The organism is Desnuesiella massiliensis, from assembly GCF_001403615.1.
Taxonomy (GTDB): Bacteria; Bacillota; Clostridia; order Clostridiales; family Clostridiaceae; genus Desnuesiella; species Desnuesiella massiliensis.
On the sequence record NZ_LN879454.1, the window covers coordinates 353,945 to 366,533 of the forward strand.

Genomic DNA, 12,589 nt, shown 5'->3' on the forward strand with positions numbered 1-12,589 from the left:
TATGGGAAAGCTTTTAACCTTTGGAGAGATTCTTATAAGATTTACACCCAAAAACTATGATGTCTTTGAAAACAGCAATGAATTAGAATATTTCTTTGGAGGTTCCGAAGCCAATATAGCGGCCACTTTGTCTTCCCTAGGAGTTAAAACCTCCTTGCTGTCAGCTTTACCTGATAATGATATGAGTAAAAAGGCCTATAGGTATTTTAAAAGTACTGGAGTAGAAATGAATAATATAATTATAAAAGGTGACAAGCTAGGCTATTATTTTGTGGAGAGAAGCACAGGACTTAGGCAAAGCAATGTGATTTATGATAGAAAGCACAGCTCCTTTTCAATGCTTTCTTTAGAAGATATAGATATGAACACAATATTTCATGAGGTAGAATGGTTTCATTTTAGCGGTATAACTGCGGCTGTAAGTGAGTCCGTAAGAGAAGTTCTTAAGGCATTAGTAAAAGAAGCAAAGCGTAGAGGAATATTTATATCCATGGATTTAAACTACAGAAGTAAGATGTGGAGTACAGCAGAAGCCAAAAGCTTTATGAGTGAGCTGGCACCCTATGTAGATCTTTGCTTTGGCATAGAACCTATAATGGCACATGAGGAAGATGTTAATATGTTTAATAGAACAGAGGCTACCAAAGAAAATATTAAGCATAGGATGGAAAGCTTAAAAAACAAATATGGCTTTAAATATATCTTTCACACAGAAAGAATCAATGATTTTGAAGATAATAATACCTATTATGCCTATGGCTTAGGTGATAGCTTCGAGGAATCTCTAAAGATAACCACTAAGATGGTGGAGAGAGTGGGCAGCGGTGATGCTTTTGTATCAGGAGTTATATATTCTATAATGAATAACAGTACCTTAAAGGAAAGCTTAGATAGAGGTGTGGCTGCGGCCACCTTAAAGTGCACCATTAAGGGAGATCACATGATAGCAAGTCTAGAGGAAATAGACAATATAATTTATAGTAAAAATTCTATTAACAGGTAGGTGAGGTAATGTTAAATTCACAGAAAGTAAGAGCTATGGCCCCAGAGATGGATTCCCTAAGGATGGGCATGGGCTGGAGCAAAAAGGATTTAGAAAAGATACAAATAATAGTAGAAAGTACCTATGGAAAAAGCCATCCTGGCAGTGCTCATTTAAATATATTAGTAAAGGAAGCCATGGAGGAGCTATATGAAATTGGAGTAAAACCTGCAGATTATTATGCTACAGATATATGTGATGGGCAAGCTCAAGGTCATGATGGCATGAATTATTCCTTGGTTTCAAGAGAGATCATAGCAGATTTAATAGAAATTCATGTCAATGCTACTTCCTTTGATGGAGGGCTTTTTATAACCAGCTGCGATAAGGGGATGCCAGCTAATTTAGTAGCCATGGCTAGAGTTAATATACCTGCCATAGCCATACCAGGGGGAGTAATGGCTTCAGGCCCAGATTTACTTACTCTAAACCAAATTGGCACCTATAGTGCTATGCTAAAAAGAGGAGAGATCACAGAGGAGCAATATGGCTTCTATAAGGAAAATGCGTGCCCTAGCTGTGGTGCTTGCTCCTTTATGGGTACCGCTGCTACCATGCAGGTTATGAGCGAGGCCCTAGGCTTAGCATTGCCAGGAGCAGCCTTGCTTCCAGCTAATTCAGATATACTAAAGCTTTATGCAAAAGCATCTGCCAAGGCACTAGTAAGCCTAGTGAATAAGGGGATAAAGGTTTCAGATATAGTAACAAAGGAAGCTCTTGAAAATGCAATTATTGTCCACGCTGCCATAGGAGGATCTACAAATGCCATGCTTCATATTCCAGCCATTGCAAAGGAGCTAGGTATAGAGATAACTGCAGAGGACTTTGATAGAATTCATAGAAACATTCCCTTCCTGCTAAATCTTAGACCTAGTGGAGCTTGGCCTGCAGAATACTTATTTTATTCTGGTGGAGTGCCCGCTGTGATGAAAAAGCTTAAGTCTTATCTGAATTTAGAGGTTATGACCGTTACAGGAAAAACCTTAGGGGAGAATCTTGAAGAGTTTAACCCAGAAGAGGCTTATGGAGATTACTATAAGATTAAGCAGGGCTTTGATCCTAAGCAGGTTATCTTTGACATAGAAAATCCCATAAGCAAAAGTGGGGCAGTGTCAGTTCTAAAGGGAAATTTAGCTCCAGAGGGCTGCGTCATAAAACACTCTGCCTTACCAAAGTCCATGTGGGATATAACCCTAAAGGCCAGAGTTTTTGATAGAGAAGAGGATGCTTTTGAGGCTGTGATAACTAGGGATATAAAGCCTGGAGATGCGGTAATCATAAGATATGAAGGGCCTAGAGGCAGCGGTATGCCAGAGATGTTTTACACTACAGAGGCCGTGGCTTCCGATGAAAGTCTAAACTCTACCGTGGCCCTTATCACAGACGGAAGATTTTCAGGAGCTACCAGGGGGCCGGCTATAGGACACGTATCCCCAGAGGGAGCCAGCGGTGGTCCTATTGCCCTAGTAGAAGATGGGGATTTAATAAACATAAATATAGATCATAGAAGCATAAACATCGTAGGTATAAAGGGAGAAGAAAAGACTCCTCAAGAGGTTTTAACATGCTTAGAAAGCAGAAGGCAAAAGCTAGTACCAAGAGCTCCTAGATTTAAGGGGGGAGTACTAGGGATGTACACTAAACTAGCTAACTCTGCTATAAAGGGCGGATATATAGAGGATTAACTATATAAAAAAGCTTTAGAAATGATATCTTTAAGATATTATGGTGCAGGTATAAGTCAAAAGCTTACGCTTTTTCTATATATAAATAGAAAAAGTGATATAGTGAATGTATAAATAAAATCTGTAGGATTATAATTATAGTTCTACAGATTTTTTATATTATATAAATTTTATGAAACTATTATAGTTGAAGGCATTATTGTAAAAAAGGCATGGGATTTATGTAACAGTATATATAGATCATGCAGATGGAGATTGTAAGAAAAACGGCAGCATGATGCTGCCAGAGGTGATTTTTATTAATTAAATATATTAGATTTATTTTGCTAAATCAAGAGCCGACCGTAAAGTATGAGCTATATGTTCTGGTTCATCTACTGCCCAGAAGTGCATGAAGAAAAGTCGTGGCATTTCTGTTAACATATGATTGTGAATAGCGGTTACTGCAATATTATTTTTCTTTAAGATATTTGCAACTGGGTTAACCTCATTAGCTAATAAAACAAAGTCACCTGTGGCAGCCACTTTCTCTCCTACAGATTGAAAATTAATAGAATGAGATATTCCCATTGCTGGCGATAACTGATGACCATCCTCTGAAATTATTGTGGTTCTAGGAAATGATAACTGCAGCACATTGTCTTTATGAGAACCTTTCTGTCCTAAAATATTTTCTATTAAACTCCAATTTATTTTAGACTGGGGTTGTTGTTTTGCTTTAAATGGAGTTGATGTTAAAGCAAGTGCACTCCTTACACTTTGGGCAAGCTTAATAGGATCTCCTTCACCTTTAATGTGTAAATACATAATTCTTGGTAGTTCATGCAATAGATGATTATGGAGTCCTGTTACTTCAATTCCACTTTCAAATAAGCTTGACATGACAGGATCAACCTCATCTTCTAATAAAACCAAATCCCCCATCATCATACTGTGATTTTGTAATTGACTAAATGCTACCCAGGAAGTGAGGGCCAAATCAGGATCTAATATAATGTCATCGATTCTAACTTTTAAATCATAACGTGGAAAAGTAAACTTAGAAACTCCAGCAGCTGTAGTGCCTTCCTGTGAAAAAATCTTTTTTATTATTCTATTCGTTACTCTTTTGATTAGCTACTATAAGTCACCTGAAATGAATAACTAAATATTTAACTAGAATAATAATTAGGATCAAAAAAGCAATAATCTCATGCTCAGAATTTAGGCTTCATTGTGTTCCTTGTTGAAGTTCGCTATAGTATAATGATAGCAGGATAGATAGTTTAGTATATAACTATTTATCCTGCTATTATTAATAGTACTTATAACAAATAGTATGATTAGCTAAAAATTAATAAAAACAAGATAGAGCATTTTTTCTACCTTGTTTCTCTACTATTATATATAATAAAGTTTTTATTTATTTTTAAAATTTAATAATAATGCTGAATTTATAATAACTGCAACAGAACCCACGTTATGAACTAAGGCACCAAGTATTGGATTTAAAATACCTGTCATTGCTAATATAATAGCCGCAAAATTTAGCAGCATGGAAAGAGCTAAATTCCATTTAATTGTATTCATAGTTTTTTGTGATAAACTTAATAGGTGAGGAATAGATTTAATGTCATCACTAACAAGGGCAATATCTGCTGCATCAACAGCAATATCACTACCAATACCTCCCATTGCAACACCAACATATGCTTTTTTAAGAGCAGGTGCATCATTAATACCATCACCAACCATGCAAATCATATTATTTTCATTTTGATATTTTTCAATTGCAGACATCTTATCCTCTGGTAAGCATTCTGAATGAAAATTAGTAATACCAACGCTCTTAGCAATATGAGAAGCCGCTTGTGGGTTATCACCAGTTAGCAGTATGCTTTCTACATTGATGGATTTAAGCTTTTTAATCATGTCTACAGAATCTTTACGTAATGTATCAGACAGAGCTATAAAACCAGCCTCGCAGCCATCTATAGCAATATAGATAATTGTACAACCTTCATTTCTGTAGCCAGATGCCTTGCCCAACACATCCTGAGACATTGCTACTGAGTTTTCAACTAGTAATTCTGCATTTCCTGCAAAAATTGTATTACCTGAAACCATTGCTTTAACGCCACGACCTGCAATCATTGCAAATTCCTGTGGATCCTCTAAAGTTATGCTGGACATATTTTTAAAATGCGAAACAATAGCTTTGCCTAGCGGATGTTCGGAACGAAGTTCAGCAGAAGCTGTAAGTGTCAACAACTTTTCTGAACTTATATTCGTATTAAAGCTTTCAATCGCTATAACAGCAGGTTTACCATAAGTGAGAGTACCAGTTTTGTCAAAGGCAATTCTAGTTACTTTTGATAGTCTTTCTAATGCATCTCCTTCGCGGACAAGAATACCATATTTTGTAGCGTTACCAATACCAGCCATAATGGCAGTAGGAGTTGCGAGTACTAAGGCACAGGGGCAGAATACAACAAGAATGGTAACTGAACGAATTATCTCTCCTGAAACAAACCATGTACCAGCTGCAGATAAAAGAGCAATGACAACTATCCAAGTGGCCCATCTATCTGCCATGCCAACAATTTTAGCCTTACTTGCATCAGCAGACTCTACAAGTTTAATCATCCTCTGAAGTGAGCTGTCCTCACCAACCTTGGTAGCCTTCATATCAAATGTACCAAATTGATTTACTGTACCGCTGGAAACCTCATCGCCAACGCCTTTATCAACGGGCAGAGATTCACCGGTCATTACTGCTTGATTAATAGAGGTTTGGCCAGAAATAATAACACCATCAACAGCAATAGTCTCTCCTGCAAGCACGCGAAGTGTATCGCCAACTTGAACTTTCTCCGCAGGTATTATGCTTTCTTCTCCCTCATGAATAACTCTAGCAGTACGAGGAGTAAGATGTACCAGTTTTTCGATACCAGCACGAGCTTTTGCAACGGTGCGATCCTCTAATAAAGCCCCTAATGTCATAATGAACGCAACCTCGCCTGCCGCAAAGGTTTGTCCAATCAAAACAGAGGCAATAAGAGCAAGTGCAACCAAAACGTCTGCTTTAATATCAAATTCTTGTATAAGACCTTCTGCAGCACCCTTAATTATAGGTATACCGCAGAGAATAATTGCTATCCAGGCTGCATCAATTTTTAAACTACCAATATGTAAAAAGCTGATAACTAATGATATAGCTGAGATTACTAGAAAGAGTACAACTCGTTTATCTTCAACTTTAAAAATATCTATTAACTTTTTCATTTTGTCACCTAACCCATTCTTGAAAAATGTTCTACTGCTTTAGCAAATTCAGCGATTGTTTTGTCGGCATCGCCATGCTCTATACCATCACGAACACAGTGTTGTAGATGTCCTTCTAAAACTACCTGACCAACCTTATGTAATGCACTTTTTGCAGCATTAATCTGTATCAAAATATCTTCACAAGGAACATCTTTAGCTACCATTTCGGAAATAGCTCTAAGCTGACCTTCTATTTTTTTAATTCTTGTTTGAACCTTTGGAATGTCCATACATTGACGCATATTTTTATCCTCCAACATAATAAGATTTATTTTATACCTATAGGGGTATAGGTATATATTAATATTTGAAAATACTATTGTCAATGATTATATATAAAATTAAAGAGGGTTTTACAGTAGTTTCCACAATAAAAGGCATATGCTTATTTGATGGGGTTAGATATCTTTTTACCATAATTTAATGTAACATACTCTGCTTTTGCGATAACAATATAGATAAATCTCAATAAGAAATTTGCAGTTGTTGTACGAAATATTTGTTAAATTTAGTATATGGTAATATGCTGACAATAATTATAGAGAAGATTTATAATTCGAATATCCCCCATACAGGGATATTTGAATGGGGGATACGAGTTGTATTTGGATATTTATTTGCCATAGTATTTAGATTTGGATTAGTAGGTATTTGGTTAGCTTATTCCCTTGATATAGTTGTAAGAGGTATAATACTATTATTAAGATTCTTAAACGGTAAATGGAAATATGTAAAGATAGACTAAAGTTTAAAGGAGAGTTAAATATGGATAATCATAACCATAACCATCCAAATCAAAAGCAGGTAATAAATAGATTATCAAGAATAATCGGACATGCGGAAGCAATAAAAAGAATGTGTATAGAAGAAAAAGAGTGCAGTGAGATATTAATTCAGATAGCCGCTGTTAAGTCTGCACTAAATAATGTAGGTAAAATTATATTACAAGATCACATAAATCACTGTATAATAGATGCTGCTAAAAATGATGATGCGGAGGCATTAAATAAGCTAAATATGGCTATAGATAAGTTTTTGAAATAGAAAAATATTATTAGTTTTTATCAAACCAAAATCTACGGCTTGCTCATTATGTAAAACCACATCGTAAATATATGTATGTAAATACTCTCTTAAAAAATATTAAAGAGATTCAAATGTTTTGGAAGGTCGTTTTACGTATCTAACCCATATTATGCATATCAAATATCAACACAAGCATGATAAACAATATTCTAATTAAGCGACGTTAGTTAAAAATTACGTCGCTTTTAAAAAATATTCTTCAATAACTAAATATTACACTCTTTATTCTATCTTAATGAAATATTTAGTATAATATTCCTTGAGGTAAGTTAAGGCATCTCTGTAAGATTTTACGAAACAAAGATTAAAGGAAGTTTAGGGCGATCTATTAATAAATCGCCTAATTAATATGCATACCAGTAATTTTATTTAAGTAATTGAATATTTTAAAATATTTATACTCCAAAACGTTCATATGGATTTTCTATTTTAATAGGGTCTGCATTAGGAGAAGTTGTAATTAATAACAAAGTATCAACATTACCTTCTTCATAGGCTTTTAGAATATCTGCTCCAGTATCTGGCATATGTGTCAGGATTGTTTTTATCCATTTCGGACTCATCTTTATTCCAAGTGGAGTTTCTTCAAGTTTAATTCTGCCGGTTTCACAATATTTACTTTCAACAAGTAGATAACCAATGCATTCTCCATTCTTATCTGTCTTTTCGTAAATCCTGTCAAACCCTTCACGATTTTCTTCAGCCTTTTCATTTAAATTACAGTTTGTTGTTTCTGCATAATTCTTGTTAACACATTTGATTGTTAAGTCTATTTCTTTAGCAAGGTTAATAAGAATATTCATATCATCTTTAGGTATAAAACCTAAAACAACATTATCATCAAATTCATGTGCCACTATAAAAAGGCGATACTCTGTATTTTCCTCTAACCATATACCAAGCCTACATAATATTGATTCATTGGCATATTGCTCCATACTATCAAAATTGATCTTTTCACCTATTTCACGTGGCATGCCACACTTTGCCAATGCGTAATAAAAATACTTTGCTCCAGCTTTCCAATCAACAGTGCATAAGTTACCGTTTTCCTCTAAATAATGCTGTAATAACCCAACAAACAAATGTTTAGAAGGATAAACTATTACATTATACAATTCTTTATGATGATTAAAAAACTCTTGTGGTTTGTGTTTGGCCTCGTAAAGGTTTCTTGCTTTAATATGTGCATCTTTACATGCGCAAAACTCCAATAGCTTTTTTAAATTTTTAACTTCTATTATTTCGTTAGTATTTTCTTTTGATTTCTTAAATCTATTAAATATACCCATTGTTTTTCCTCCATATGTAGAAGTAACTAATTTCTTAACTATAGTATAAAGCAATGTGGTTAATAATTCCAGAGAATAAAACAGAATTCTCGATTATGAAATTATGGGAAACATCTTATACGGATTTCACATTTTTTCTCCTAGGCTGCATAGTAGCTCAGCTATTCTCCTATAATTCCAAATAAACTGTCTATTGTAAAATAAGTAATAATCCCAAGATTGCCTGGATAATAATATAAGATATGGCAATAATCATAAATAAAATTGTAAGGAGGGATTATTATAAAGCGCATATTAAAATTAGCTATAATTCTTGCTATAACCATAACTTTTTCAGCTTGTTCAGATAATCAAAAAATCAAGAAATCTATTGATAGTGATGGACAATCATCGAAGTCCATACAAACTCAAGCTCCTGTAAAAATCCCCACAACCAAGGAGGTAGTTGATACTTTATGCTCTGATGAATTTCAAGGAAGGCTATCAGGTTCAGAAGGGAATAAAAAAGCTGGGGAATATCTTGAGAAAACCTTTAAAGATATAGGGTTAGAGCCTTACTTTGACGGTAGTTATTATCAAAATTATTATGAAGGAGTTATAAGTGCTTATGGAGGAGATGGAAGTGATACTAAACTTAAAATGGTTAATAATGTTGCAGGAGTCATAAAAGGCAAAGATAGCACAAAGGCAGTGGTGGTATCTGCACATTTTGATCATATAGGCTATAAGGATGGAAAGATCATTAGAGGAGCCTTAGATAATGCTTCAGGAGTATCAGCTTTAATAAAAATAGCCCATACGCTAAAAGAAAAATCTAAAGAAAAATCCTTTGATGCTGATATAATCTTCTGTGCCTTTAATGGAGAAGAAACTGGATTACGTGGAAGCAATGCATTTGTTAGCCAAATTAACGGTATATATTATAGTATGTATAATATCAACATAGATTGTATAGGATCTAAAGAAGAAGGGAAACTTGCTTTAAAGAATATAAGTAAGGTATCTAATAAGCTATATGATGCTTTAAAAGCTAGCTTTAAAAAGAATAATATTGATTTTTCAGATAAAGCGGCCTTCGGTTCAAGTGACCATACTAGATTTGAAAATGCCAGAGTACCTAATGCTTATATAGCACAAGAGAATATAGAGAAATCAATCCATAGGCCTACAGATACCCCAGATATTTTAGATTATGGTAAAATAGATAAAATTGCAAATGCTTTAAGTGATTTTATTGTGCAAAATAATGGAGTTATATTTATGAATTGATTATAAAGCATGCACATTATCTATAAGTTCGTTTTATCACCAATTAATATAATAAAACATATGAGCACAAAAATACTAAAAAGATTGACTCAGATAATAATTTGAATCAATCTTTTTTATTCTTTAAAAGCAATATAATTTGTATATTTATAGGAGGATGTGAAAAAAGGTGTTCTATGAGATTTCCCTACACCGCGCGTGGAGGCCCACCAGCGGTCCGTGAAAAAGAACACCTATGTTTTTCACATCCTCCTATATATGCTTATTTTCAACTGAAACTGTAATTTGTGTAATATAATCATTTTCATTTTTCTCAGCAACTTCGTCTATAAGATATTCCTCATAGGCGAATCCCTTCACCCTTAAGTGTTTTTTTTCAAGGAAATCTAAGAGTTTATCGTAAGTTTTATAGGTGGTTTCATAACTTCCATGGTGATAAGCAATAGCATACATTCCCTTTGGCTTTACAGCAATTGGGGGAATTATATTTTTGCTGCTAGTTTTTGAGAAAAAATAGGAGTAATAGTTATAGTTACCCATTATGATATTTTCTTTACTAAGCATTTTACCTATAAAGGAAATATCCTTTGCTTGAGTATTGTTTATGAAGTTTTTATACTCAGATATCCATTCTATATAATCTTTATTATTCTCATCCTTTAGTAAATTGCTTCGGACTATATATTCCTCTTCCTGCTCTTCAACTATAAATTCATCACAAGGAGCAGCTATTCCCTTATTTGTAAAAGAAACTGTTTCTTCTAATAAGTATTTCATATAGCTTAACTTATCTATTTCTTTATTAATCTCGGAGATTTTTTGTTTGGATAAATCAAGCAGCTGTTTAGGGGTTCTCTCGTCAAGATATGTTTTTATTTCTTTTAATGGAACCTTCAATTCTTTTAATATAGATATTATTAAAAAAACATCAAGCTGATGATGGGAATAATATCGGTAGCCATTTTCATCTGTGAAAGCAGGACAAAATAACCCTATATCATTATAGTGAAAAAGTGTTCTCTTATTTACATCGCAGAGCTTTGCGAATTCCCCAGTAGAAAAATAGTTCTGTGAATTTTTATTCATAATTCCACATCTCCTCTTGACTGTCTGGTTACGTTATACTTTATTATAAAATACATAGCAAACAAAAGCAAGAAAGGAGCTTTATATGTTAAGATTGGTTCATTTCTTAAAGCCTTATAAAAAATCAATCATAGCTGTATTCATATTTACATTTATACAGACACTAGGTACCTTATATATCCCAACCCTTACTGCTGAAATTGTGAACAGCGGTGTTGCAAAAGGAGATATATCATATATTATGAAAATCGGACTATTCATGCTGGTGACGGCAGGTATAACAGGAATAGTTGCTGTGTTAGGTTCAAAGCTGTCTGCTGATGTTTCTTCAGGATTTGCGAAGAATATTCGAGAAGCCATGTTTATGAAGGCTCAGGAGTTTTCCATGAATGATTTTAATAAAATAGGCACGGCTTCCATAATTACAAGAACTACCAGCGATGTTACCTTAATTGGGCAAACTACCATAATGCTTCTTCAAATGCTACTGCCAGCACCGGTTATGACCATAGCAGGCTTATTCCTCGCTTTTTCAAAGGATAAGGTAATGGCTCTTATTATTGTAGCGACCATGATGGCTTTTCTGTTGGTTGCCCTTCTATTAGGTAAAATGGTTATTCCTCTGTTTAAACTAATACAAGTTAAAATGGACAATATTAATCGTATTCTTCGTGAAAGGATTATAGGGGTCCGCGTTATTCGTGCATTTAACCGCGAGAAATATGAAAAAAATAGAATTGATGCAGCTGCAGCTGATTATGCAGATAATGCTATCAAAATAAACAAAATAATTGCTGCTCTGCTTCCATTAGTCATGATGATTATAAATTTGGGGGTTATTTTTATTCTATGGATTGGTGGAAAAAAAGTATTGAATGGCAATATGCAGATTGGCGATATAATGGCTATGATAGAATACTGTTTTCTCATTTTGTACTTCCTTATTATGGGGGTCATGATGTTTATGTATATTCCGCGTGCACAGGTCTGCGCCGACAGAATCAATGAAGTACTTGATACGACTACTGAAATCACAGATGGAAAGTCAAAAGCCTTGGAAAGAAAAGAATATGCCCATCTTGAGTTTCGCAATGTTACCTTCCAATACCCTAATGCGGAGGAACCAGTGCTTAACAATTTGAGTTTTGAGTCAAAAGCGGGAGAAATTACAGCCATTATAGGAGGCACCGGATCAGGAAAATCAACTATAGCAAGCTTGATTCCACGGTTCTTTGAAATTCAAAATGGTTCTATTATGGTGGACGGTATAGATATCAGGAATATGTCACAAAAAGAGCTTCGAGATAAAATTGGACTTGTTCCCCAAAAAGCATTTCTTTTTAGCGGAACCATATCAGAGAATATTAGATATGGAAAAAATGATGCCACACAAGAAGAGATAGAGCATGCGGCAAAGGTGGCTCAGGCTCATGATTTTATTACTAATCTGGAACAGGGATATGAATCTTATGTTGCACAAGGCGGTAATAATCTATCAGGTGGGCAGAAGCAGCGTTTGTCAATAGCACGAGCACTGATTCGCAGGCCAGAAATATATATTTTTGATGACAGCTTTTCTGCTCTTGATTTTAAGACAGATGCAAAGCTTAGAAAAGCATTGAAAAGTGAAACTGGCAGTTCCACTGTTATCATTGTGGCACAGCGTATCAGCACCATCATGGATGCTCACAGAATTATTGTACTAGAGGATGGAAAAATCGTAGGTATGGGAAGACATGAGGAATTAATCAAAAGCTGTGATGTTTATAAACAGATAGCGGCTTCTCAGCTTAGCGAAGCTGAACTGGCTGAGCAGTAATGGA

11 protein-coding genes are annotated in these 12,589 nt (G+C 34.6%); 6 read left to right on the forward strand and 5 right to left on the reverse strand.

Features of this window, described 5'->3' with window-relative positions:
- The first annotated feature begins 1 nt into the window (after position 1).
- Positions 2-1,003 carry a sugar kinase gene (locus BN2665_RS05410; RefSeq protein ID WP_055666098.1) on the forward strand — a complete coding sequence of 334 codons (1,002 nt, stop codon included), beginning with the start codon at positions 2-4 and terminating at the stop codon, positions 1,001-1,003.
- Positions 1,004-1,011: 8 nt separating this feature from the next.
- Positions 1,012-2,727, forward strand: a complete 1,716-nt coding sequence (ilvD, locus tag BN2665_RS05415) for a dihydroxy-acid dehydratase (RefSeq protein ID WP_055666099.1) — start codon at positions 1,012-1,014, stop codon at positions 2,725-2,727.
- A 318-nt stretch (positions 2,728-3,045) separates the two neighbouring features.
- Here ilvD and BN2665_RS05420 read toward each other — a convergent pair whose 3' ends face one another.
- The 3 genes from BN2665_RS05420 to BN2665_RS05430 form a co-directional block, all read right to left on the reverse strand.
- On the reverse strand, positions 3,046-3,840 hold the full coding sequence (locus tag BN2665_RS05420) for a DUF1259 domain-containing protein (RefSeq protein ID WP_082435804.1): 795 nt from the start codon (positions 3,838-3,840) through the stop codon (positions 3,046-3,048).
- A 285-nt stretch (positions 3,841-4,125) separates the two neighbouring features.
- Entirely contained in the window at positions 4,126-5,991 is a 1,866-nt protein-coding gene (locus tag BN2665_RS05425) for a heavy metal translocating P-type ATPase (RefSeq protein ID WP_055666100.1), read from the reverse strand.
- 8 nt (positions 5,992-5,999) lie between these two features.
- Complete coding sequence (locus BN2665_RS05430; RefSeq protein WP_055666101.1) at positions 6,000-6,275, reverse strand: metal-sensing transcriptional repressor; 276 nt, start codon at positions 6,273-6,275, stop codon at positions 6,000-6,002.
- 281 nt (positions 6,276-6,556) lie between these two features.
- On the opposite strand from BN2665_RS05430, the gene BN2665_RS26900 reads away from it, so the two are divergent.
- Both BN2665_RS26900 and BN2665_RS05435 read left to right on the forward strand, forming a co-directional pair.
- Positions 6,557-6,778: a hypothetical protein gene (locus BN2665_RS26900; RefSeq protein ID WP_195892660.1), complete on the forward strand. Its 222-nt coding sequence runs from the start codon at positions 6,557-6,559 to the stop codon at positions 6,776-6,778.
- Between the two features lie 20 nt (positions 6,779-6,798).
- On the forward strand, positions 6,799-7,077 hold the full coding sequence (locus tag BN2665_RS05435) for a metal-sensing transcriptional repressor (RefSeq protein ID WP_055666378.1): 279 nt from the start codon (positions 6,799-6,801) through the stop codon (positions 7,075-7,077).
- Positions 7,078-7,514: 437 nt separating this feature from the next.
- Here BN2665_RS05435 and BN2665_RS05440 read toward each other — a convergent pair whose 3' ends face one another.
- Positions 7,515-8,411, reverse strand: coding sequence for a DUF6630 family protein (locus BN2665_RS05440; RefSeq protein ID WP_055666102.1), 897 nt, complete (start codon positions 8,409-8,411; stop codon positions 7,515-7,517).
- Positions 8,412-9,050: 639 nt separating this feature from the next.
- Between BN2665_RS05440 and BN2665_RS05445 the strand changes: the two genes are divergently transcribed.
- Positions 9,051-9,680, forward strand: a complete 630-nt coding sequence (locus BN2665_RS05445; protein ID WP_242865899.1) for a M28 family metallopeptidase — start codon at positions 9,051-9,053, stop codon at positions 9,678-9,680.
- A 252-nt stretch (positions 9,681-9,932) separates the two neighbouring features.
- Here the strand turns inward: BN2665_RS05445 and BN2665_RS05450 are convergent, their stop codons facing one another.
- Complete coding sequence (locus tag BN2665_RS05450; protein WP_055666104.1) at positions 9,933-10,766, reverse strand: MerR family transcriptional regulator; 834 nt, start codon at positions 10,764-10,766, stop codon at positions 9,933-9,935.
- Positions 10,767-10,851: 85 nt separating this feature from the next.
- On the opposite strand from BN2665_RS05450, the gene BN2665_RS05455 reads away from it, so the two are divergent.
- Positions 10,852-12,585 (forward strand): ABC transporter ATP-binding protein, encoded by a 1,734-nt coding sequence (locus BN2665_RS05455; RefSeq protein WP_055666105.1) that lies wholly within the window; start codon positions 10,852-10,854, stop codon positions 12,583-12,585.
- The last annotated feature ends 4 nt before the right edge of the window (positions 12,586-12,589 follow it).